The following is a 24,454-nucleotide window of genomic DNA, read 5'->3' on the forward strand; positions in this document are numbered from 1 at the left end:
GTACAAGCTTCAGTTACTTGCCTAGTATGAAAAGCAACTAATAAACTGCTGTGAGATTTTCTACTGTGTTATTGATTAGTCAACAACAGTGAATCCCATAGAACGAGCAGTACCTTCGATCATACGCATTGCAGACTCTACGTTTGCTGCGTTCAAATCTGGCATCTTAGTTTCTGCAATTTCTTGTACTTGCGCACGAGTAACTGTAGCAACTTTAGTTTTGTTAGGTGTACCTGATCCTTTTTCAACACCTGCAGCTTTTTTCAAAAGAACAGCAGCTGGTGGTGTTTTAGTGATGAAAGTAAATGATTTATCTTCGTAAACTGAGATAACAACTGGAATAATCATACCAGCTTGGTCAGCTGTACGAGCGTTGAACTCTTTTGTGAATCCCATGATGTTGATACCAGCCTGACCAAGAGCAGGTCCAACTGGTGGAGCTGGTGTAGCTTTACCAGCAGGGATTTGCAATTTTACAAGTTTTTCGACTTTTTTAGCCATTTTTAAATCCTCCTTTGTGGTTTTGGCGGTAATTAGAGATTTTTACCTCCCACAAGTATGCTTTTCACATACCCATCTATTATACACTATTTATCTGGAATTGCAAGAGAAAAGTTTATTTTTTAATCGACGTAATCTCCGCCTTCAAAGCCATAGTATTCTTCCAAACTGAGACCACTCTCAGCAATTTCTTTAGCTTCTTTTCCGACATAACGAAGGTGCCATTCCTCAGCCATATAGCCTGTTTCCTTTTCCTTACCTTTGAGATAACGGACAACAAAGCCATAATCAGCCGCATGGTCCAAGAGCCATTGGGCCGCTTTTTCTTCTGTCACCAAATCACCATCAGTCCCAATCACATCAAAGGCTAAACCTGTCTGGTGCTCGCTATAGCCAGGACGGGCAGAATAACGGTCGGCAGCTTCTTTCCCATCTTGATTGACATAATCTTGATAGAGCTTAGTCTGAGTTTCATAACTTCTAAAGCCACTGTAATGATCACTGATTGGGAAACCTGCCTCTTGCATCGCTTTGATGAGTTTGACCAACTCTGCCTTGGCTGTTGGATTTTCCCCTGGGTTATAGTCCTTAGACAATGGATAGTGTTTATTGGCTACGATGATTTCATCGTATTTTCCTTGGATGCTGTAGTAGTCTCCTTTATTGACCACTTCTGCTTTCTTCTGGGCAGCTCCTTGAGACTTACTTCCTACTGTTCCATCAGCTTTGGCTGTCTGTTCTGTCTTAGCTTCTCCATCTTCATTTTTTGCTTTTTCTTGTGAACAAGCTGCTAGACTCAAGGCTAGCAAGGCTGTCAAAACAAGGTATCTTTTTTTCATTTCTACTCCTTTATTTCTAATAGTTTATCTACTTCTAACGATAAACGTTTGACTAATCTTTTAATCTCATCCGGTTTTGCTTGGCAGGTTTCTGCTGTCATTTCTTCAAAGGGGACCCACCAGACTGGCCCACGTCCATTGAGACCGTGACCATTCATGTCACCTCTTCGTCTAGGAAAAAGATGCCAATGAAGATGGGCATCGCCATTTCCTAAAAGTTCAATATTCATTTTCTCAGCAGCAAAGGCCTTGGCAACCGCCTCTTGGACTAGACTCATTTCTTCGAGAAAACGTAGTCTTGTCTCCTTTTTCAAATGGTGCAATTCGGTGACATGTTCCTTGGCTAGAAAGAGACTATAGCCTGCAAAATACTGGTGGTCTCCAATGACCACATAGCCTGTTTCCAACTCTTTGACAAAATAGGGATTTTCTCCAGCTTTGATGAGGTCAATTCTCTGACAAATCAAACACATATTAGTCTACCAATGCGCTCTTAAGATAAGCATCAACCATACGCTCCGTTGCGACCACCGAGTCAATATGGGTACGCTCATAAGAATGACTAGACTCTATGCCAGCACCGAGAAGGGCGTGTTTGACTTCTGCACCTGCAGACATAGCCGCTGAAGCGTCTGAACCATAAAATGGATAGATATCCAACTTAAATGGAATATCTTGCTCTTTAGCCAAGGCAACTAAGTGTTGACGGAAGTCATAGTGATAAGGGCCTGAAGCATCCTTGACACAGATAGACACTGTGTACTCATCTGTTTGCTGGTCATCTCCCATAGCTCCCATATCCACAGCCAGATATTCGACTACTTGAGCAGGAATATTAGAGTTAGCCCCATGTCCCACTTCTTCAAAGACTGAAAAAGCAAAATGGGTTGTTACAGGCAACTCAATCTTCTCTTCCATATAAATACGAAGCAGGTTAAGCAAAATCGCGGCGCTGACCTTGTCATCCAAATGACGAGACTTGATAAAACCGGTCTCTGTCACGACGGTTCGTGGATCAAAGCTGATAAAATCACCGATCTCAATTCCAAGAGCACGAGTTTCTTTTTCATTGCTTACTTTTGCATCCAAACGCACTTCCATATTGTCCTGCGTGCGTTCTGCAGTTCCTGCATCCTTATAGACATGGCAAGAAGTTTGGTGGATAAGGATAGTTCCTGATAGCTTTTGACCTGTGCTAGCCACATGAACAGTACAGTTTTCTCCTTCAATCATGTTCCAAGGAAAACCACCGATACGATCCAATTTGAGACGGCCGTCTGGTTTGACAGCACGGACAATAGCACCCAGCGTATCTACATGGGCAGTCACATAGCGATGCTCTTCATCATTTTGACCTTTAATGGTCACATTGACACCGCCCTTGGCTGTGCGAACCGGCTGGTAACCAAAACCTTCTAAAGTCTTGACTAAATAGTCCGCAATCTCACGAGTGAAGCCTGTTGGCGATGCGATGGCTGTCAGTTCTTTGATATATTCTACTGTTTGATTCATTTCTTCACCTCTTTTGCTACCTATTATAACACATTTATCATCGGATAAAAAAAGAAAATCACTCCTGTAGACTTGGCTACAAAAGTGATTTTATAGTCAATGAAAATCAAAGAGCAAACTAGGAAACTAGTCGCAGGCTGTACTTGAGTACGACAAGGCGACGTTGAAGCAGTTTGAAGAGATTTTCGAAGAGTATTAGTGATTATTCCATTTCAAAAACATCACTTTCTTGCTTATTTGGTAGAACCAATGAGAGCAAGATTCCGACAATGGCTGGTACTAACCATGGGAGAGATGCCTTGGCAAAAGGAAGAGCGCTGACAAGATTTGCAAGAAACTCAACCTTAAACGAGCTTCCTAGTACGCTTGCAATGGCAATAGCTGTAACCATAGCAATTGTCAACTGCATACCTGGTTTTGAAAGTGCCACAAATTTGTTGACAATGACAATCATAACGATGGCAATGGTGATTGGGTACAAGATAACCAGTACTGGAATTGAGTACTTGATAATCGCATCAAGACCCAAATTAGCAATGGCAAATCCAATCAAGGTAAAGGCGGTCGCATAAACCTTGTAGCTGATTTGTGGGAAGCGTTCATTAAAGAACTCAGCTGTAGACACAATCAAACCAACAGTCGTTGTGAAGCAGGTTACAGTAACCATAGCTGCAAGGAAGAGTTGAGCTGTTGAGCCAAAGATTTCTTGAGTGGCTTGTGACAAGATGTAAACACCTGGTGTTCCACCCTTCATCGCTTCAGCTGGTACCGGGAAATGATTTCCAAGGAAACCTAAACCGATGTAAAGAGCACTGAAGGCAAGGGCAACAACGATACCAACAACCCAAATAGTCGAAATGTATTCTTTCTTACTTGAGAAGCCAAGTTGTTTCAAGGTTTGAACTGCGATTACGCTAAAGGCAACTGAAGCAAGGGCGTCCAAGGTATTGTAACCTTCTAGGAAACCTGTACCAAAGGCAGAAGCTTGATAAGCAGCTGACGCAGCTTGAGGACTTGTTCCACCGTATTTGAAAGCTCCCAGAACAACCAAGATAACAATCAAAATCGCAAAGACTGGTGTTAAAATACGGCCGATACGGTCCAAGATTTTTGATGGGTTAAGCGAAATTAGATAGGCTGCTGCAAAGTAAAGAACCGTAAAGACAATCAAGCCAAGTCCTTTATTTGCATCCGATAAAAGGGGGCTAATCCCTACTTCGTAAGCTGTTGTAGCAGTACGTGGGATAGCAAAGAATGGACCGATTGACAAATAAAGAACTGAGAGGTAAAGAGTCGCAAACCAAGGCGCTATCTTTGTTGAAATCTCGTAGATATATCCCTTAGGATTTAACGTTCCAATAATCAGAGTCAAGACGGCGATACCTACGCCTGAAAAAACAAAACCTGCGATGGCAGGAAGAAAATGTTCTCCAGATAGAGCACCTAGAGAAGGCGGAAAAATCAAGTTCCCCGCACCAAAAAATATTCCAAACAGGAGCAAACCTGTTAAGGCACCTTTTTTAGCCATGAAAATCTCCTTCATATTTATAAAATACTGACCTAGTATATCATGAATGAGAGTATGAAAAAAGCTTCACGAAGTAAATATTGAATGTTTTCAAGATTCTTAAAAATGAGAATTGTCTAAAAATAAGATTCTCCTACCCAGTCCACACCAAGCAGGAGAAAATTCTTACGTTTAGAGTTCTTCAAAGGCCATCATGCCACCTTGGACATTGATAACCTCATAGCCTTGTTCTGATAAGAATTGGCAAGCACGCGCCGATCTCATTCCAGATTTACAAATAACATAATGTAACTGGTCCTTGTTCAACTGATCATAGGTATCAGCCAGTTGACTAAGTGGCAGGTTGTGGGCGCCTTCTAAATGAAGTGCTTCAAACTCATCCACTTCTCTCACATCCACTAGAGAAAGTTGGTCGTTTTGGTAAAGCTGGTAAAATGCGTTAAAGGTTATTTCTTTCATTCTTTTTCTCCTAATACTCTTCGAAAATCTCTTCAAACCACGTCAGCGTCGCCTTACCGTAGGTATGGTTACTGACTTCGTCAGTTCTATCCACAACCTCAAAGCAGTGCTTTGAGCTGACTTCGTCAGTTCTATCCACAACCTCAAAACAGTGTTTTGAGCTGACTTCGTCAGTTTTATCTGCAACCTCAAAGCTGTACTTTGAGCAGCCTGCGGCTAGCTTCCTAGTTTGCTCTTTGATTTTCATTGACTATAAAATAGTTTTAATTCTTTTTTTCAAATCCGGCACCACTTCTGACTCAAACCAAGGATTTTTGGCCATCCAGATTTGATTTCGCGGCGAGGGGTGAACTAGTGGAAAATAGGTTGGCAAGTAGTTCTGGTAATGTTTTACCCGTTCTGTCACCTTGCCACTGATTTTCTCCTTTAAATAGTAGGCCTGGGCATATTGGCCAATCAAGAGGGTTAACTGAATATCTGGTAATTCTTGCAAGAGCTGTGGATGCCATTTTTCTGCAAACCCAGTTCTCGGTGGCAGGTCACCTGACTTGCCATGCCCTGGAAAGTAGAAATCCATAGGCAAAACAGCAAAATAACCTGAATTGTAAAAGGTATCTTCATCCACACCTAGCCAGTCTCTCAGGCGGTCACCACTCTTATCCTTCCAGTAAAGGCCTGCCTCCTGTGTTTTAAGCCCCGGTGCTTGACCGATGATATTGATGCGAGCAGTCTTTGGTGCTGCAAAGAGAGGTTCAATGCCACGCTCTGTATAGCTGACATTCTGCGGATCCGCCATAATAGCATGTTTGATTCTTTCAATTTGAGACATCTACTTTCCCTCCAAAAAGAAGTCTAAGCATACAATCTCAGACTTCTATCGTTTTATTTGATCAATTCGTAAATAGCTTCGGCATAGATTGCTGCTGCTCGGAAGAGATCATCCAAGGCGATAAATTCATTGGCTTGGTGCATAGTGTCAATTGAGTCTGGGAACATAGCACCGTAGGCAACTCCGCGTTCTAGCAAGCGACCAAAGGTTCCACCACCGATGACTTGCTCGTGACCTTTAAGACCAGTTTGTTTTTCATAAACATTCAACAAGGTTTGCACAAGTGGATCTTCCATTGGCACATAGTGAGGGGTGTGACCATGCTCAGAAAGGCTAACAGAAGCAACTGGCAAGTTTTCAAGGATTGACTTGATTTGCTCTGGACTTGTTCCTTTTGGATAGCGAATGTTAAGGGCAATGGTATTATCAGCGCTTGTTTCATTGAAGCGGAAGACACCGGCATTCATAGAAAGGGCACCCATCTTTTCATCCACATGGGCAATCTTGAGATTTTCACCCTCATGATCGTTCAAGAGAATCTTACCAGCGATGTCAAGGTAGTCTTTTGCTGGACCAGCAAAGTCAAACTGGCTGAGGAAAAGGGCAAGATAAGTCGCACCATTGACACCTGAAGCAGGCATAGCACCGTGGGCTGATTTACCAATGATCGTCACCTTGTACTGACCGTTTTCTTCTTGGAGTTCTCCTCTAAGTTTGTGTTCTGCAACAAAAGTATCTAGTTTCCCTTGCAAGTCAGTCAAATCACCTGAAACAACCGCTGTTGCTGATTCAGGCACCATGTTTTCACGCAAACCACCTGTGAAGCTGTGAAGACGGGCTGCACCTGTATTTTCTCCTGCAAAGTGAAGGTATTCCGTGATATTTCCTTTTTCACCATTGATGATAGGGAATTCAGCGTCTGGAGAGAAACCGAAGTCTGGTTTGGCAAGTCCTACGTGATCGAAGTAGTAGTCCATGTCTGCCCAGCCTGATTCTTCGTCTGTTCCGACGATGAAGCGAACTTTTTTAGAAGTTGGAAGACCCAATTCTTTGATGATTTTCAAACCATAGTAACAAGCTGTTGTAGGTCCCTTGTCATCTGAAGCCCCACGCGCATAAAGGCGACCGTCTTTAATAGTTGGTGTGTAAGGATCTGTGTCCCAACCGCTACCAGCTGGCACCACGTCCATGTGAGCAAAGATCCCGAGAACTTCTTCTCCATCACCAAACTCAAAATGTCCTGCATAGTTGGCAACATTTTTAGTTGGGTAGCCATCGCGGTCTGCGATTTCAAGGAATTTTTCCAAGGCTTTTACCGGCCCAGGTCCAAATGGATGCTCAGCATCAACCTTGCTGTCATCACGTTCAGAGTTAATTTCCAAAAGGCTAAACAAGTCAGCCAAGAGGTCTTCTTTTCGTTTTTCTACTTCTGCTGTAAAATCAATTACTGTCATATTATCTTCCTTCTATCTTTTCTCAATGATTTCATCTACTGGCAAGCGGTAGCTTGGTTCCAATTTTTCGTCTGTATAACCCACTGTGATCAAGAGTTCTGGGCGGAAGCGGTCTTCGATATCCAAAACTTCATTGACTTTTGATTTGTCAAAACCAAGAATAAGATTTGATCCGATTCCTTGGTCTGTAAGAGCCAGAACCAAGTTCATAGCAACCAAACCTGCATTGAGGGCTAGGTAGTCGCTGACTTGTTGTTCATTGTAACGGGCAAATTCAGCAGGCAAATTCTTCATAAAGTATTGAAGTTGTTCTTCAGAAAAGTTATTAGCACCACCAACTCGGGCAATCTTACGAGCACGTTTAGCCAAATCTGTGTCTGTAAACAAGGCAATGGTTACAGGCGCCGATGATACCTGTTCAAAGTTTGAACCGTAAGCCAATTTTGCTAGTTCGGCATTTTTCTCACGCACCACTACAAATTTCCAAGGCTGGCTGTTGTGGGCACTTGGTGCCAAGGTTGCGATTTCGATAGCCGTACGTACATCTTTAGGATCAACAGGCTTGTCAGTGAAATGCTTAGTCGCATGACGTTTTTTATTTAATTCAAGAAATTTCATAATCGATTTCCTTTTCTAATTCTACTGCTTCCATTCTACCATAATTTGAAAGAGCTTGCAGGGATTTTTCATGATTAAGTTTTTTTATCACAACCATAAAAAATATATATTGGTTCATCAGGAAAGTTTCTGATAAACTAGCAGGTACTTTACATTTGAATGGAGATATTATGAAAAAATTTAGCCTATTATTAGCCATCCTACCATTTTTGGTTGCCTGTGGAAATCAAGCCACACCTAAAGAGACTAGCGCTCAAAAGACAATCGTCGTTGCTACAGCTGGCGATGTGCCACCATTTGACTACGAAGACAAGGGCAATCTGACAGGCTTCGATATTGAAGTTCTAAAGGCAGTGGATGAAAAACTCAGCGACTACGAGATTCAATTTCAAAGAACTGCCTGGGAAAGTATCTTCCCAGGACTTGATTCTGGTCACTATCAGGCTGCGGCAAATAACTTGAGTTACACAAAAGAGCGTGCTGAAAAATACCTCTACTCACTTCCAATTTCAAACAATCCCCTCGTCCTCGTCAGCAACAAGAAAAATCCTTTGACTTCACTTGACCAAATTGCTGGTAAAACAACGCAAGAGGATACCGGAACTTCAAACGCTCAATTCATCAATAACTGGAATCAAAAACATACTGATAATCCTGCTACTATCGATTTTTCTGGCGAGGATATCGGTAAGCGAATCCTAGACCTTGCTAACGGTGAATTTGATTTCCTAGTTTTTGATAAGGTATCCGTTCAAAAGATTATCAAGGACCGTGGCTTAGATCTTTCTGTGGTTGACTTGCCTTCTGCCGATAGCCCCAGCAACTATATCGTTTTCTCAAGCGACCAGAAAGAGTTTAAAGAACAATTTGATAAAGTACTCAAAGAACTCTACCAAGACGGAACCCTTGAAAAACTCAGCAATACCTATCTAGGTGGTTCTTACCTCCCAGATCAATCTCAGTTACAGTAAGATATACTAAAAGCGATTGGACCAGCCAATCGTTTTTAGTTTGCATTAGTTATTTTAGGAAACTCTTACAAAAAATCAAAATAATCTTTCACATCCTCTACATACCCATGCTTTTCTATTAAGCTGGCTAAAAGTTCCAGATTGTGCCCCTGATAGTTGTCTTCTCTTCGTAGTTCTTCATACATTTCGATAAAGGGAAGCCCCTTGGATTTGGCCAATTCCAACTCCGCTTCATAATCATAAGCGACTTTACGAAATAGGATATTTACCAATTCCCCATCTTCAACCTCTATCACGGCATACTGGGCACGGTGATTTTTTAACGCCTCCCAATTAAAATAGGGCATGCCAATCGACCCTGGATTGATGATTTGTTGCCCCTGACTTCCATAACGAAGCAATTGCTTGTGAACATGACCATAGACTGCTACGTCGGTTTCCGCATCTAGGAGTTGGTCAAATTTCTCTGTATCATTCTCAACTAGCAAATCACCACCATAGTTCTTATTTGGCAAATTATGAGAGATAGAAAAGCGCAGTCCCTCAACTTCTTTCTTTTCCAGCAAAGGCAAGCTTCGTAGCCAGACAATCGTTGCAGGATCCATTCGCTCCATCAAAAACTGAGTCATTCGCATGAGCTGGATTTCTTTTGGATCTTCCAAACCATATTCACCATCCAAGGCTTCCAGGACACAATCATCCCAATTGCCTCGAACACTTGCTGTGATAGGAAGGTCCTTTAGCAGGGCGACTAAGTCATTTGCGCCTGGACCAGGAAGAAAAATATCTCCCAGAAGCCAGTATTCACTGACTCCTTGATTTTTAGCATCTGCAATCACTGCTTCTAGCGCCGTCGCATTGCCATGAATATCTGATAAAATTGCGATTTTATGGTTCATTGTGGTTTCCTTCCGTTTGGTAATCTACTCTTTCTTCCGCCACTTGAGCTAATTCCACTTCTTCCTGCGACTTTAACTTTCTTTTCACAGCCTCTGCGACAAGTCTAGGCACTCCAACTTCGACAATCTCATCCACACTGGCTTCCTTGATTTTTGTCAGAGACTTGAAATGCTTCATGAGATTTTGCTTGCGTTTAGGTCCCAGACCGTCAATTCCATCCAGTTGTGAAGAAAAGGAATTTTTGGAGCGCAGTTGGCGATGGAAAGTAATGGCAAAGCGGTGCACCTCATCTTGAATGCGTTGGAGGAGGAAAAATTCCTGAGAATTGCGAGACAACTCCACCACCTCAAGCGGATCTCCAAAGAGCAATTCATGGGTTTGGTGCTTGTCGTTCTTTTGCAGACCTGCAATGGGAATATCCAAACCCAGCTCCTCTTGGATGACTTGCTTGGCAATATTGACCTGACCTTGCCCCCCATCAATGACAATCAAATCTGGAGGAGTCAAACCGTCACGCTGTACTCGACCATAGCGCCTACGAATGACTTCTCTCATACTGGCATAGTCGTCTGGCCCAACGACAGTCTTGATTTTATACTTACGATAATCCTTCTTACTTGGTTTGCCGTTGACAAAGACCACCATGGCTGAAACAGGACTAGTTCCCATGATATTAGAGTTATCGAAGGACTCGATACGAACTGGGGTTGGGATTTGAAGCAAGCGTCCTAGATTTTCAATAGCTCCTTGGGTCTTCTCGACAAATTTCTCTAGCAGGTTGAATTTCTGCTCTAGGCTGACTCGAGCATTCTTTATAGCCAGATTGACCAGTTGCTTTTTCTCTCCACGCTGGGGTTTGAGAATCTTGGTATCCACCAAAGCCTTAACTGCTTCTTCATCAATATCCTGCGGAATCAATACCTCATTAGGAACTAGATGAGATTTTTCTTGATAGAATTGTCCTACATAGGTTAGAAAGTCCTCATCCGGATCATTATAATAAGGGAAAAGATTGACATCGCGCTCAATAAGCTTGCCCTGACGAACAAAGAAAACCTGTACACACATCCAGCCCTTATCCACATAGTAGCCAAAGACATCACGATTTTGGAGATCCTTAGCCATGACCCGTTGCTTGGTTCGAAGTGTTCCAATAGCCTGAATCAGGTCACGGTATTCCGCCGCACGTTCAAATTCCATAGTCTGGGCTGCCGTTGCCATCTTGCCCCTGAGTTCATCGATAATTTTGTCATCCTGCCCTTTCAGAAAATCAGAAACCTCCTGAGCCATGGACTTGAAATAGGCCTCATCCTTCTTACAGATAGTGTGGGCCATGCATTGGCCGATATGGTAGTAAAAACAGACCTTAGACGGTGGATTCGTACACTTTCGAAAAGGAAAAATCCGATCCAGCAATCGCTTAATTTCATTGGCTGCGCCCACATCTGGATAGGGACCGAAATAAAGACCTCCGTCCTTTTTGACCTGACGGGTGATAATCAAACGAGGATAGCGCTCATTGGTGATTTTTATGAAAGGGTAAGACTTATCATCCTTGAGCATGATATTGTACTTGGGCTTGTTTTCCTTGATCAGGTTGATTTCTAGGAGAAGTGCCTCAATATTAGACTCCGTAACGATAAACTCAAAATCCACAATTTCAGACACCAGAGCCTCTGTCTTGGTATCATGACTTCCACGGAAATAGGACCTCACACGGTTTCGCAGATTTTTAGCCTTTCCTACATAGATAATAGTCCCGTTTTTATCCTTGTGAATGTAGCAACCAGGACTGGTCGGCAAGAGCTCTAGTTTTGATTTAATCAAGTTATTCATAGTTCCATTATAACAAAAAAGTAGGGAAAGATAACTCCCTACTCATTGGTCTCATATAATTTTCGAAGTCTTTCAACATCCTCTTCCTGGATACCATAAAAGGAACCTGCAGGTTGCATGACAGACTTCTCATCTGTATGGTCCAAGCCAATTGCATGCCCCAACTCATGTTCTGCCGTATGGACAAGGCGCTCATAGGAATAGCCATAGTTAGGATTGGACAGATAATAATGATTCAACCGCACCGTGACAGACAAGAATTGCCCCGTTAAGAGATTGGTCTGACTTTCTGCCTCTCCTGCCACAGGAGTACCTCCGTCATTCATCTCCGTAGCCAAGATATCCGCCTTGCTGGACTCGGTGACAATTTCAAAGTTAAAAGCACCAGTTTGATTCCAATTCTGAATCGCTTCTACATAAGCTTCTTGAAAGCGTGAATCCATCTGGGGATCCAAGTAAATACGAGCAGAAGCCTGCGGCCACCTTCCTTCAGAGTGTTGGTGACTATCTGTCTGGTTCAACTGAGGCAGTTGCCCTGTTTTTTCCCATTGGTCGATACTTTGTTGACCAATTTTTACTGACCGCTCTGCTTGCTTTAGCGCTCCTTGAAAATCACCGTTCAGATACCAAAGAAGTCCAAAAGCAAAAGCACACAAAAGAAAAGCTATCCAAACCAGACGCCAAAACAAACGCCAAACAAAAGAAAAGAAAGCCCCTATCAAACGAAAAAGCCAGCGCATGTCCCTCCACCTTTCTAGAAAATAAAAACTATTTTACTAAAACAAGCTGAAAGAAAACTAAATACTGACTTTTTCATCTTATACTCAATGAAAATCAAAGAGCCAAACTAGGAAGCTAGCCGCAGACTGCTCAAAACACTGTTTTGAGGTTGTAGATAGAGCTGACGTGGTTTGAAGAGATTTTCTAAGAGTATTAACGTCCTACTATTTTTTTGAGTAACTGGATAGCTTTGTATTTTAAAGGCGATGGATGATAACGGAAAGTTCCTGCTTTACGTACAATATAGCCATTAAAATTCTGTTTAAAACGCAAAACACCATCACTACCATCAAAAATCCCTTGAATGCCTAGGAAGTTGTATTTAGGTATTCCACGTTTTATGCTTTCCAACATAATATATTTTTGAAGCAGTGCAGGGGCATAGAACTTATTAAATTCAGTGTAGGAACCACTAAAGAGATAAGTCGTTTCCTGAGGCATATAAACAAATAAACTCCCGGCTAAAACAATATCTTCTTCTCCATATTTTTCAATCAAGTCTCGCGCTTCTGCTTTTCGAACTTCAAATGTTTCAAATTGACTAGAATATTCTCTCAGTTGATTTTGTTTTTTCTCAGAATGAGGATTTTTACTCAAATCAAGTCGCAACTTGTCCAAGATTTCTTCTAGTTTACTTTGCTCACCTTGCAATTTGCTCATATAGTCCGAAAAATTCAAGCTTGCTATGAGAAACTCCGCTTGTTCTCCAAAAGCATCATAAAAATGCTCATAATATTCTAAACTTTTATCACTATATTCTCTACGTTCAGAGGTTTCTTTTGTTATGTTCTTAAAAATCGATAGTTCTTCACGTTTTAACTTTTTCAATCTAATGCCAAAGGTTTCAGTCTTTTTCACCAAGGGTTTACCCTTTTTGCTAAAACTTTTAAGCAAACTCTTTTCAGTTAATTCAGTCAAATCTTTATAGTATAACCAATCTGGTTCTCCACCTGGATAACCTCTTGTCAAGCCATCAAATTGATACCCTAAATCAGTCAAACCTTGAATGATACTTTTTTTCTCAGCATCTATTGGATTACCTTGGCTATCAAAAGTTTGGTAAGTTTCATAAGGTTTTACAAGCAACTCTAATACACCATTTTGCTTGGCATATTCTTTTAACTCCGCATAAAAAACTGGAAGAGCATCTTGTTGGGTATAAATCGGCCCCGAATTGATCTCCATATGCAGACCACCCAGCATGGGCAAGCTATAAACCAGAGCTGCAACTTGAATTTCTCCTTCTTGTTTCAAAGCAAGATAAACAATTCGAGCCCCTCTTTTTTCTAACAAGTCCCCCATCTGGACAGATTGCATAAAGGAACGAGAAGAAACCTGATCAGAATAAGCCTGAAACTCTTCTTTCGTGAGTGTAATTAGTGCCATATACTTACTTTCTATGTTTTTTTCTTAATGTTTTACGGAAATCAAGAGCAAGTCTTAACAGAGGATAGAGAGGATGAGTGGGCATTGTAAATTCACCCAAGTATTCTTCAATCGTTGGATTAAATTTTTCCTTAAAATGATAAAGTCCACCATTGAGAGAGTTTTCAACACCACCTAAATTTTGCCAGACCATACCTCGCTCAAAGGCATAGCGAGCCGTTTCATACCAAGTTAAAATTGGTGCATTGTAACGTTTAAAAGCATCATCCATACCAGCATATAGATTGACAGAAGTTTGTCCGAATTCTAAAGTCAAGGTAGCCGCTAAAGGAACTCTTGCTTGACCTGCATCCATATATTCCTGCAGGAAAGTCAATTCCTCTAACAAACGTTCTTTTTCCTTCTTCTGCGCTTCTACTTTTGAAGTTCGAGTCGACTCAGTAAAGGTCTCTTCCAAGGCTCTGTTTTTCGCTAACTGTTCTTCTAATTCTTGCGAACGTTTAGAGACATCCAAGGTTGCCAAGGTGATATAAGCCTCGTCCTTAAAATTATCTAACAATTTTTTATAATAGACTTCATTCCTCAAATGAATATCTTTTCGTTTCTCGGTTTTTTTCATCAACTCCGAAAACGAATCTAATAGTTCCAGTCCACCATATTGAACCTCAAGCCCTTTGTTTCGAGCTGTTCGGATAGCTTGCCTCGTTGATTTAGAAAGTTTATCTTCTTCAAAATTTTCCTTATATATTTTCGCCTGAATACGAGGTTGAATGGTGTCTCCCATTTCGGTTGTCCGCCCAGACCACTTCACTCCTAATTGCCCTAAAATCTCAACAATAGAAAGTTTTTCAGGATATTCTGTTTTATCTTGATTAACCAAATGTTGAGATAGACAAATACTTGGATCGAAAGTCACAAAAACCGCTCTCTTGCTACGAGCATAGGACTTAATAGACTGAATGACAAAACTCAAAAGTTCTGTATCCCCATAATCCAATATAGGTCCTCTTGGGATGTAAAACATTTTATAGCCTAGCGGAAGAGTTCTAATCAAAATACTAGCTGTCGCCAGTAATTTTTCTTCCCTGTAAACACAAAACTTCTCATGTTCCCAATCAGACTTAACTTCCTCCCAAGCACTACTTTGTAATACATTGGCTAATTCATGGTCTTTGACAAACTGATCATATTCTAATGTGGGAATGCCAATTTGATAACGGTACATTTCCTACTCTCTTTCCTCCAGTATCTTATTACTATTCTACTACTTTCGTTTGAAAAGTCTAGTGAAAACATATTTTATTTTATTTTAGTTCTACTCCCCTATGCTGGAGTTCAAACTAAGTCAGTCTCTCTTCTAATTTGAAATCAATCGGTAGGGTTGCCAAGAACCGTTCCAATTGTTTTTCCCAGTAATACCATTCGTGAGTTCCAGCACTATGGCTATAGGTCACATCAAAACCTAGTTTTTTGAGATTTTTCACTGCGAGATTATTGGCTTCGTACAAGAAATCCTGTTCACCGCACCAAGCCCAAAGCTTGGTCTTTTTGTCCGACTTTTTAGCCAGGCTTTCAAGAGAATAGGGGCTAGTTGTCCAGTCTTTAATCTCTCCAAAAACACCTCTCCAATACGCTGGTGTTCCCAAATTTTGGCTTTCAGGAGAAAAATTTTGAAAACTAAGGGCGCCTGAAAAGCTAGCTGCATGAGAAAAACGATTTGTAGTAAGAGCCAGTTTGAAGCAACCGTAGCCTCCCATAGAGAGGCCAGCGATAAAGGTCTTTTCACGCTTGCTTGTCATATTAGGGAAAAAGCGTTTCAAAACCTGTGGCAATTCCTCTGCCAGAGCTGTGTAATAGTCAAAACCATACTGGGTATCAGTGTACCAACCGTTGCTGGTATTGGGCATGACGACTATGAGATTGGTTCCTCGAAGTAAGCGTTCTACATTGGTCCGCTTGAGCCAACTATTATGATTACCAGACATCCCATGCAAGAGGTACAAGACTGGAATGTCTTTACAATCTGGTTCTTCTACTCGATTGGCATCAGGGTAGAGGACATTCACTCCCCACTCCATATCCAAAACTTGTGAGTAATACTCGATTTTCATTACTGCCATAATTTTTTCCTCTATTTTTCTATAAGAAAAAGCCGAAATTCGACTTTCTCTCTGTTTATTTCAACAATTATTTCGCTTCCATCACCACTGGTAAAATAGCTGGACGACGTTTGGTTTGGTCAAAGAGATACTTGGTCAGATTATCACGAACCTTCCCTTTAAGATCTGCCCAGTCAAAGTCATCTCCTTGAAGATAGTCTTCTACCGTTTGGTTAATCAATTCTGCACTTTCACGGAGAATATCGCGGCTCTTCTTGAGATAAACAAATCCACGCGTGTGAACACGAGCCTTGGCCACAATTTTCTTCTCACGACGGTTAACGGTAATTGCGACGATGAAAATACCATCCTCTGACAAGACCTTGCGGTCACGAAGAACCACATTTCCAACATCACCAATGGCATTCCCGTCAATCAAGACATCCCCTGCCGAAACCGCTCCAGCTGGGACAAAGTCCCCATTCTCATAAGCCATGCTGGTTCCCTTTTTAGGAATGAAAATGCGTTCTGGCAACATACCTACTGCCATAGCAGCCTTAGCATGGGCATCCAACTCGCGGTATTCCCCTTGAATTGGGAAGAGATACTTGGGTTGCAAGAGATTGATCATCAACTGCAAATCACGCGCATTTCCGTGCCCTGATACATGTAAACTTTGGGTAATCAATTTGACAACCCCTCCTGCCTGATAAATCATATTTTCCACACGCGCAACGAAGGCTTCTTTAGCAATAGACGGAGCCGTAGCAATATAGACCAGGTCCCCATCCTTGATTTCTACATAACGATGGCGACCAATCGACATCTTACGAAGTCCATTGATAGGTTCACCCATACGACCTGTCTCAAGAATAATCAACTCATGGTCTTCAAAGCGAGACATATCTTTCGGCTTAATCAAGAGAATTTCGTTGGCTAAAGACAACTTCTTGAGACGAATCGCTGTGCGGACGATATTTTCAATATCAAATCCTGTCAAGACGATACGTCGACCTGTTTTATCCGCAGCGTCAAAAATCTGCTGGATACGAGAAAGGTTACTGGAAACAGCTGCAACGATGATACGACCATCCCAGTCCGAAATGGTTTGGGTAATTTCATCTCTAACTTCACTTTCACTAGCCACCTGAATATTGCTGTCCGCATTGGCCGAATCACTGAGGAGAGCCAGGACGCCGTCACGACCGATTTCTGCCAAACGAGCGAAGTCTGTCGCATAGGATTCACTAGCTGTCTGGTCAAATTTGAAGTCACCTGTATAAACGATGCTACCTTCAGCTGTCTTCAAGACAATTCCCAGGCTCTCTGGAACGGAGTAAGTCGTAGGGAAGAAGGAAACCACTGTCCCACCAAAATCAATCTCCGTATCTTCATCAATAACATGAAAATCATTAAATTTCTTGACTGCGTCATTTCCTTTGACAAAGAGCTTTGCCAACTCAATGGTCAACTCAGAGCCAAATACAGGTACCTTGGCTTCAGCCAAGAGATAAGGCAGAGCACCAATAGCATCTGCATGTCCGTGAGTTAAAAATACCCCAGCAATTCGATCTTTATTTTCAAAAAGGTAGTCCATCTTTGGAATCACCACATCGACCCCTAATTGTTCATTTTCGGGATATTTTAACCCTGCATTCAAAACAAAAATGGACTCTCCAATTTCAGCAATGTACATATTTTTCCCATTTTCACGTACACCACCAAGTGTTGTTAAACTAATATTACTCATTTTTCCTCCAAAATCTTAGTTTATCTTGATTATAGGGTTGCTTACCCTCTTATTCTAAAAGCACTATTACTGTTAGCCGAATCTTTTCCTACCATTATACCATTTTTTTGATGATTTTCAAAATGAAGATTTGTTTTCAAAAAAGAGCTGGTTGCCCAACTCTTTCCTAACTTCTACTCTTTTTCCATCAAAAAATCATAAATTTCTTGCACGGTACCCAGGGCCATCATTTCTTGGTCTTTGACAGTTTGTTTGAGATTTTGATAAATCTGACTTTCTCCTATCTCTCGCTTTGGCGCTTCTTTATTGACTGTCATGACACCATCTTTGATGGTCACAAAGCCTAGTTCTTCAAATACTTGAATCATCTTGACCAGCAAGATTTGTTGAATATTAAGATAAGTAGCCAAATCTTTCAGCTTATAGCGAATATCAAACTCTGGGAACTGATAGATGATCTTGTACAATTTGGCAAACTGATCTCTAGTCCCATAGCCTGTCAGATAATAGGCCTTGTCAATATCATTTTTGAAATAGACAGCAGAGAAATTCTGTTCCTGAAAAATGGTCTTCAGCTGAGTAATATCCTCAGGAATGGTTTTTACAACAACCGCGTTACTAGTCGCTAAATCTGGCACTTCCCCAGCAAAATCCAAGACTGGAACCCCTTCTGGCAAGACTGCATTCTTCCCACGGATGTTAAAGAGTTGAACACCTTCCACACGCGCATCCACCATCATCAACTGCAGGGCAGTTTGGCCATTCCATTGGTTGACAGACAATTTAACCGCCAATTCTAGATTTTTGGTTTGAGAAAACTCTGTCGCCCATCTGCCTTGGCCGAAGGCCACCACTTCAAAACTCGCCTCACCCTTGGAAATTTTCAGCTTGAGATGGGCATTGCCTGCCCCCATAGTACGAGCACTTTCGACCTGAAAATCCTTGATATAAAAGACAGGTTTCTGATTATCCATTCCAAAAGGTGCCAAGCGCTCAAAGTTCTTGACTGTTTCAAGACTCAAAACCTCCAAATCCAGTTCTTCATCTAGATTTAACTTGTTCTTGCCAGCAGCATCTGCTCCTTTTTCACGGACATAATCTTCCAAAACCTGAGATAAATCTGAGAGTTTCTCCACTTCCAGCGTCATCCCTGCTGCGCCAGCATGGCCACCAAAGGCGATAAAAAGATCTCGATGAGGATCCAGAGCCTCAAAAATATCTACTGCTTCCACACTACGAGCACTACCCTTGGCACGATCATCCTCTATATTAAGAACGATGACTGTCTGTCCCAATTCTTCCAACAAACGACCAGCGACAATACCCAGAACCCCAGGATTCCAGCCTTCCTTGGCCAAAACTTGGACCTTCTTCTCAGGATCCACCATGGTCTTGGCTTCTTCATAGATAGACTGGACAATTTCCTTGCGCTCTTCGTTTTTCTGATGAATCATGAAGGCAATCTCATGCGCTTCCTCATCATCAAACCCAGTCAGCAAATCAATGGCTGGATTAGGATCATCCAAGCGCCCCAAGGCATTTAAACGAGGGGCAATCTGGAAACCAACAGTTTCTTCTGTCACTTCGTTAGCAGCAATCCCAGCCATATCCAGCATTTCTTGAAGACCAATACGCTGAGTGTGTCCCAACATTTCCAACCCATACTGAACCAAGATGCGGTTTTCATCCGTCAAACTCACCATATCAGCAATGGTTCCGATAGCGACCAAATCAAGCAATTCCACTTGTACTTCTTCCAAAAGTGCACAAGCCAACTTGAAAGCCACTCCACAACCAGCCAAATATTTGAAAGGATAGTTCGCATCCGGATGTTCAGGATGGACAATAGCATAGGCATCTGGTAAGGTTTCAGGCATGGAATGGTGGTCAGTCACAATGACATCTACTCCCATCGACTGGGCCAATTCAATAGCCTCATGACCAGCAACTCCATTATCCACTGTCACAATCAAGGAAATTCCTTCTTGCTCGATAAAATATTTGTAAACACTGGCATTAGGTCCATAACCGTCGGTAAAACGATTAGGCAGGTAAACACGGCACTCAGCGCCAAGTTGTTCCAAACTTTCCTTCACAATAGAAGCCGAAGTCATACCATCCGCATCATAATCACCGTAAACGAGGATATTTTCCCCTTCTTCAATGGCCTGACGAATCCGCTCCACTGCCTTGTCCATATCATGGAGTAGATAAGGGTCATGCAAGTCCTCCAAGGAAGGTTCTAAAAACTTCTTCAGACTTTCTTGGTTCTGAATCCCTCTTTCAAATAATAACCGAGCCACCTCAGGACCCAGTCCAGCCTTCTTGGCTATCTTTGTAAAATCCGCATCTTCAACCTGCGGGGCAAACTGCCATTCATAAGTAGGTGTTATCAAAAAGACATCCACTCTTTCTAAGAATTCTATTGCTTCATTATAACATGATTTAGACGTTTTCTCTATCCAGATTGCTTTTTTATAAAATTTTAGTGAATTTTTTCAGATATGATTTGACAAGACAAATTTTTTGGTGTAGAATCATGTTATAAAATCTAACACAAAGGAGATTCCTTATGGCTTTAGTAGAATTTGAACACGTCGAAAAATATTACGGAGACTACCACGCACTCCGCGACATCAATCTCCGTTTTGAAAAAGGGCAAGTTGTTGTCCTCCTAGGTCCATCTGGTTCTGGGAAGTCCACTCTTATCCGCACCATCAATGGTTTGGAGGCTGTCGACAAGGGAAGTCTTCTAGTCAATGGCCACCAAGTTGCTGGTGCCAGCCAGAAAGTTTTAGTGCCTCTACGTAAGGAAGTCGGCATGGTTTTCCAGCATTTTAACCTCTACCCTCACAAAACAGTGTTAGAAAACGTAACACTTGCACCCATAAAAGTTCTAGGAATTGATAAAAAAGAAGCTGAAAAAACAGCCCAAAAATATCTGGAATTTGTAAATATGTGGGACAAGAAAGATTCATATCCAGCCATGCTGTCTGGTGGACAAAAGCAACGGATTGCCATTGCACGTGGACTCGCTATGCATCCGGAACTCCTCCTCTTCGATGAACCAACATCCGCCCTTGACCCTGAAACTATCGGAGACGTTCTGGCAGTTATGCAAAAATTGGCCCACGATGGTATGAATATGATTGTCGTCACCCATGAAATGGGCTTTGCCCGTGAAGTTGCCGACCGCATCATCTTTATGGCTGATGGAGAAGTGTTGGTGGATACGACAGATGTTGATGACTTTTTCGACAATCCAAGCGAACCTCGTGCCCAACAATTCCTCAGCAAAATCATCAACCACGAAAGTGACAAAGTCAAATAAGGAGGCGCCTATGAAAAAGAAATTCTTTTTATCAGCATTATTGATTAGCCTTTTGGGCCTTGCTGCTACAAAACCAGTTCAGGCTGATACCAGTGTCGCAGATATTCAAAAAAGAGGCGAGCTGGTTGTTGGTGTCAAACAAGACGTTCCCAATTTCGGTTACAAGGATCCCAAGACAGGGACCTATTCTGGTATCGAAACGGACTTAGCCAAGATGGTCGCTGATGAGCTCAAGGTCAAGGTTCGCTATGTGCCTGTTACCGCTCAGACACGTGGCCCCCTTCTAGACAATGAACAGGTTGACATGGACATTGCAACCTTCACCATCACAGACGAACGCAAAAAACTCTACAACTTCACCAGCCCTTACTACACAGATGCTTCTGGCTTTTTGGTCAACAAATCTGCCAAAATCAAAAAGATTGAGGATCTAAATGGTAAAACCATCGGGGTTGCCCAAGGTTCCATCACCCAACGCCTGATTACTGAACTGGGTAAAAAGAAAGGCCTGAAGTTTAAATTCGTCGAACTTGGTTCCTACCCAGAATTGATTACTTCCCTACACGCTCACCGTATTGATGCCTTTTCCGTTGACCGCTCGATTCTGTCTGGCTACATCAGTAAACGGACAGAACTACTAGATGATAGTTTCAAGCCATCTGACTACGGTATCGTCACCAAGAAATCAAATACCGAGCTCAACGACTATCTCGATAACTTGGTTACTAAATGGAGCAAGGATGGTAGTTTGCAGAAACTTTATGACCGTTACAAGCTCAAACCATCTAGCCATACCGCAGATTAAGGAGGATACCCCATGACAGATTTATCATCTTGGACAGCCTATTTTCAGGATTTTGGACAATTTTTCAATGGATTCCTCTTCACTCTTGCCCTAGCGATCGGATCCTTTATCCTCGCCGTGGTTTTGGGCATCTTCTTTGGAGCCATGTCAACCAGCAAACGTCCGATTTTGCGTATTTTAGCTCGCATCTTTGTCGAATTTTACCAAAACACTCCCCTCTTGGTGCAGTTTGTCATCGTTTTTTATGGCCTACCTCTTATCAGTGACCATATCATCATGATTCCGATTTATTGGACAGCCGTACTCTGCGTGGGACTCTATCACGGCGCCTATATTGCTGAGGTTATTCGCTCAGGTATTCAGTCTATTCCTAGCGGTCAGATGGAGGCCGCTTTGTCGCAAGGTTTTACCTATATCAGTGCCATACGCTTGATTATCTTACCTCAGGCCTTCCGTATCATTCTCCCTCCTTTGACCAACCAAATCGTCAACCTCATCAAGAACACCTCGACAGTCGCTATCATTTCTGGTGTAGACTTGATGTTTGTGACCAAATCTTGGTCAGCACTTAACGGAAACTACATTCCAGCATTTTTAGGCGCTGCCCTTCTCTACTTTTCTCTCTGCTTCCCTGTTGCCCAGTTTGGTCGCAAGATGGAGCAAGCCAACAAAAAAGCCTATTCACTTTAGGAGGTTACTATGGAATCCATTTTAGAAGTTTTAACCCCAGATAACCTAATCTTTATCTTTAAAGGATTTGGCTTGACCCTCTATATTTCTCTGATTGCCATCGTCCTCTCTACCCTTATCGGAACAGTGCTAGCCGTCATGAGAAATGGGAAAAATCCTGTCTTACGTATCATCTCCAGCATTTACATCGAGTTTGTGCGTAACGTTCCCAACCTCCTCTGGATTTTCACCATCTTTTTGGTTTTCAAGATGAAATCCACTCCAGCAGGAATCACTGCCTTCACTCTCTTTACCTCAGCAGCTCTAGCTGAGATTATTCGAGGCGGTCTCAATGCCGTAGACAAGGGGCAGTACGAAGCAGGAATGTCACAAGGATTTACTTCTGCTCAAATCCTCTACCACATCATTCTCCCACAAGCTATTCGTAAAATGCTGCCAGCCATCATTTCTCAGTTTGTAACCGTGATTAAGGATACCAGTCTTCTCTACTCTGTTATTGCCCTACAAGAACTCTTTGGAGCCAGCCAAATTCTAATGGGCCGTTATTTTGAACCAGAGCAGGTCTTCAGTCTGTATATCCTGATTGCCCTCATCTACTTCAGCTTCAACCTAGCCATTTCGAGCCTGTCTCATATGCTAGCCAAACGTTGGCAACAAGCTGCAGAATAATACTCTTCGAAAATCTCTTCAAACCACGTCAGCTTCACCTTGCCGTATATATGTTACTGACTTCGTCAGTTCTATCCACAACCTCAAAACAGTGTTTTGAGCAACCTGCGGCTAGCTTCCTAGTTTGCTCTTTGATTTTCATTGAGTATAAACAGCCACTCTCCAGTTCAATTGGAGAGTTTTTTGATGATAGTAAACATTTATAGACCTCAATTTGACACCATACTTTTTCTATGATAAAATGTAACAAATTCGTTTACAACAAATCAAAATCTTAATGAAATGGAATTTTCTATGAAATCAATCAAAGGACTACTCTTTATCATAGCTAGTTTTATCTTGACTATTTTGACTTGGATGAACACTTCTCCCCAATTCATGATTCCAGGACTAGCTTTAACAAGTCTATCTCTAACTTTTATCCTAGCTACTCGTCTCTCGATAATAGAAAGCTGGTTTCACGGTTTGGAAAAGGTCTACACCGTCCACAAATTCACAGCCTTTCTCTCCATCATTCTACTAATCTTTCATAACTTTAGTATGGGCGGTTTGTGGGGCTCTCGCTTAGCTGCTCAGTTTGGCAATCTTGCAATCTATATCTTTATCAGTATCATCCTTGTCGCCTATTTAGGCAAATACATCCAATACGAAGCTTGGCGATGGATTCACCGCCTGGTTTACCTAGCTTACATTTTCGGACTCTTTCACGTCTACATGATGATGGGCAATCGTCTCCTTACATTTAATCTTCTAAGTTTTCTTGTTGGTAGCTATGCCCTTTTAGCCTTATTGGCTGGTTTTTATATCATTTTTCTATATCAAAAGATTGGCTTCCCCTATCTAGGGAAAATTACCAATCTCAAACGCTTAAATCACGATACTAGAGAAATTCAAATCCATCTTATCAGACCTTTCAACTATCAATCAGGACAATTTGCCTTTCTAAAGATTTTCCAAGAGGGCTTTGAAAGTGCTCCGCATCCCTTTTCTATCTCAGGCGGTCATGGTCAAACTCTTTACTTTACTGTCAAAAGTTCAGGCGACCATACCAAGAATATCTATGATAATCTTCAAGTCGGCAGCAAAGTAAGTGTAGACAGAGCTTACGGACACATGATTATAGAAGAAGGACGAGAAAATCAGGTTTGGATTGCTGGAGGCATTGGGATTACCCCCTTCATCTCTTACATCCGTGAACATCCTATTTTAGATAAACAGGTTCACTTCTACTATAGCTTCCGTGGAGATGAAAATGCAGTCTACCTAGATTTACTCCGTAACTATGCTCAGAAAAATCCTAATTTTGAACTCCATCTAGTCGACAGTAGGAAAGACGGCTATCTTAATTTTGAACAAAAAGAAGTGCCCGAACAGGCAACCGTCTATATGTGTGGTCCTCTTTCTATGATGAAATCACTCTCCAAACAGATTAAAAAACAAAATCCAAAAACAGAGCTTATTTACGAAGGATTCAAGTTCAAATAAGCACTCATACTC

At 41.9% G+C, this 24,454-nt stretch carries 24 protein-coding genes; 6 read left to right on the top strand and 18 right to left on the bottom strand.

The genetic code is table 11. The annotated features are described in order from the left end of the window. Positions 1-75: 75 nt before the first annotated feature. The 10 genes from rplK to ACLV7Q_RS07715 form a co-directional block, all read right to left on the bottom strand. On the bottom strand, positions 76-501 hold the full coding sequence (gene rplK / locus ACLV7Q_RS07670; RefSeq protein ID WP_001085807.1) for a 50S ribosomal protein L11: 426 nt from the start codon (positions 499-501) through the stop codon (positions 76-78). A 122-nt stretch (positions 502-623) separates the two neighbouring features. Then, positions 624-1,340, bottom strand: coding sequence for an LD-carboxypeptidase LdcB/DacB (ldcB, locus tag ACLV7Q_RS07675; RefSeq protein ID WP_055387825.1), 717 nt, complete (start codon positions 1,338-1,340; stop codon positions 624-626). A gap of 2 nt (positions 1,341-1,342) precedes the next feature. Beyond that, on the bottom strand, positions 1,343-1,813 hold the full coding sequence (locus tag ACLV7Q_RS07680) for an HIT family protein (protein ID WP_055387826.1): 471 nt from the start codon (positions 1,811-1,813) through the stop codon (positions 1,343-1,345). 1 nt (position 1,814) lies between these two features. Next, entirely contained in the window at positions 1,815-2,852 is a 1,038-nt protein-coding gene (locus ACLV7Q_RS07685; RefSeq protein WP_055387827.1) for a M42 family metallopeptidase, read from the bottom strand. A gap of 202 nt (positions 2,853-3,054) precedes the next feature. Then, positions 3,055-4,380, bottom strand: coding sequence for a branched-chain amino acid transport system II carrier protein (gene brnQ / locus ACLV7Q_RS07690; protein WP_055387828.1), 1,326 nt, complete (start codon positions 4,378-4,380; stop codon positions 3,055-3,057). Between the two features lie 171 nt (positions 4,381-4,551). Further along, positions 4,552-4,839, bottom strand: coding sequence for a rhodanese-like domain-containing protein (locus tag ACLV7Q_RS07695; protein ID WP_218757699.1), 288 nt, complete (start codon positions 4,837-4,839; stop codon positions 4,552-4,554). Positions 4,840-4,849: 10 nt separating this feature from the next. After that, positions 4,850-5,086 carry a hypothetical protein gene (locus ACLV7Q_RS07700; protein WP_050242309.1) on the bottom strand — a complete coding sequence of 79 codons (237 nt, stop codon included), beginning with the start codon at positions 5,084-5,086 and terminating at the stop codon, positions 4,850-4,852. A 3-nt stretch (positions 5,087-5,089) separates the two neighbouring features. Then, positions 5,090-5,668, bottom strand: coding sequence for a uracil-DNA glycosylase family protein (locus tag ACLV7Q_RS07705; protein WP_218757700.1), 579 nt, complete (start codon positions 5,666-5,668; stop codon positions 5,090-5,092). Between the two features lie 53 nt (positions 5,669-5,721). Next, positions 5,722-7,122, bottom strand: a complete 1,401-nt coding sequence (gene pepV / locus ACLV7Q_RS07710) for a dipeptidase PepV (protein ID WP_218757701.1) — start codon at positions 7,120-7,122, stop codon at positions 5,722-5,724. 12 nt (positions 7,123-7,134) lie between these two features. Beyond that, complete coding sequence (locus ACLV7Q_RS07715; RefSeq protein WP_000670164.1) at positions 7,135-7,740, bottom strand: nitroreductase family protein; 606 nt, start codon at positions 7,738-7,740, stop codon at positions 7,135-7,137. Positions 7,741-7,910: 170 nt separating this feature from the next. On the opposite strand from ACLV7Q_RS07715, the gene ACLV7Q_RS07720 reads away from it, so the two are divergent. Further along, entirely contained in the window at positions 7,911-8,711 is an 801-nt protein-coding gene (locus ACLV7Q_RS07720; protein ID WP_218757702.1) for an amino acid ABC transporter substrate-binding protein, read from the top strand. 65 nt (positions 8,712-8,776) lie between these two features. On the opposite strand, the gene ACLV7Q_RS07725 is transcribed toward ACLV7Q_RS07720, so the two are convergent. The 8 genes from ACLV7Q_RS07725 to recJ all read right to left on the bottom strand — a co-directional run bounded on the left by ACLV7Q_RS07725 (position 8,777) and on the right by recJ (position 19,858). Then, a complete protein-coding gene (locus ACLV7Q_RS07725) occupies positions 8,777-9,610 on the bottom strand; it encodes a metallophosphoesterase family protein (RefSeq protein WP_218757703.1) in 834 nt (277 codons plus the stop codon). Next, a complete protein-coding gene (gene uvrC, locus ACLV7Q_RS07730) occupies positions 9,600-11,447 on the bottom strand; it encodes an excinuclease ABC subunit UvrC (RefSeq protein WP_218757704.1) in 1,848 nt (615 codons plus the stop codon). Before uvrC ends, ACLV7Q_RS07725 begins: the two co-directional genes overlap by 11 nt. 38 nt (positions 11,448-11,485) lie before the next feature. Beyond that, entirely contained in the window at positions 11,486-12,187 is a 702-nt protein-coding gene (locus ACLV7Q_RS07735) for a M57 family metalloprotease (protein ID WP_218757705.1), read from the bottom strand. 193 nt (positions 12,188-12,380) lie between these two features. Then, entirely contained in the window at positions 12,381-13,613 is a 1,233-nt protein-coding gene (gene murN, locus ACLV7Q_RS07740) for a peptidoglycan bridge formation alanyltransferase MurN (RefSeq protein WP_218757706.1), read from the bottom strand. A 4-nt stretch (positions 13,614-13,617) separates the two neighbouring features. Then, positions 13,618-14,838 (bottom strand): aminoacyltransferase, encoded by a 1,221-nt coding sequence (locus ACLV7Q_RS07745; RefSeq protein ID WP_218757707.1) that lies wholly within the window; start codon positions 14,836-14,838, stop codon positions 13,618-13,620. 115 nt (positions 14,839-14,953) lie between these two features. Then, on the bottom strand, positions 14,954-15,733 hold the full coding sequence (locus tag ACLV7Q_RS07750) for an alpha/beta hydrolase (RefSeq protein WP_218757708.1): 780 nt from the start codon (positions 15,731-15,733) through the stop codon (positions 14,954-14,956). A gap of 67 nt (positions 15,734-15,800) precedes the next feature. Continuing rightward, positions 15,801-17,462 (bottom strand): ribonuclease J, encoded by a 1,662-nt coding sequence (locus ACLV7Q_RS07755; protein WP_218757709.1) that lies wholly within the window; start codon positions 17,460-17,462, stop codon positions 15,801-15,803. Positions 17,463-17,635: 173 nt separating this feature from the next. Beyond that, entirely contained in the window at positions 17,636-19,858 is a 2,223-nt protein-coding gene (gene recJ, locus ACLV7Q_RS07760) for a single-stranded-DNA-specific exonuclease RecJ (protein WP_218757710.1), read from the bottom strand. A 176-nt stretch (positions 19,859-20,034) separates the two neighbouring features. Between recJ and ACLV7Q_RS07765 the strand changes: the two genes are divergently transcribed. From ACLV7Q_RS07765 to ACLV7Q_RS07785, 5 genes are all read left to right on the top strand, one after another. Next, a complete protein-coding gene (locus ACLV7Q_RS07765; protein WP_138701765.1) occupies positions 20,035-20,793 on the top strand; it encodes an amino acid ABC transporter ATP-binding protein in 759 nt (252 codons plus the stop codon). Positions 20,794-20,803: 10 nt separating this feature from the next. Then, complete coding sequence (locus ACLV7Q_RS07770) at positions 20,804-21,598, top strand: transporter substrate-binding domain-containing protein (RefSeq protein ID WP_218757711.1); 795 nt, start codon at positions 20,804-20,806, stop codon at positions 21,596-21,598. A gap of 12 nt (positions 21,599-21,610) precedes the next feature. Then, entirely contained in the window at positions 21,611-22,288 is a 678-nt protein-coding gene (locus tag ACLV7Q_RS07775) for an amino acid ABC transporter permease (protein ID WP_218757712.1), read from the top strand. A gap of 9 nt (positions 22,289-22,297) precedes the next feature. Further along, positions 22,298-22,957: an amino acid ABC transporter permease gene (locus tag ACLV7Q_RS07780; protein WP_033689194.1), complete on the top strand. Its 660-nt coding sequence runs from the start codon at positions 22,298-22,300 to the stop codon at positions 22,955-22,957. A gap of 294 nt (positions 22,958-23,251) precedes the next feature. Further along, positions 23,252-24,442: a ferric reductase-like transmembrane domain-containing protein gene (locus ACLV7Q_RS07785; RefSeq protein ID WP_218757713.1), complete on the top strand. Its 1,191-nt coding sequence runs from the start codon at positions 23,252-23,254 to the stop codon at positions 24,440-24,442. The last annotated feature ends 12 nt before the right edge of the window (positions 24,443-24,454 follow it).

Origin of the sequence: Streptococcus mitis (assembly GCF_965111725.1) — a bacterium.
GTDB lineage: Bacteria > Bacillota > Bacilli > Lactobacillales > Streptococcaceae > Streptococcus > Streptococcus mitis_DV.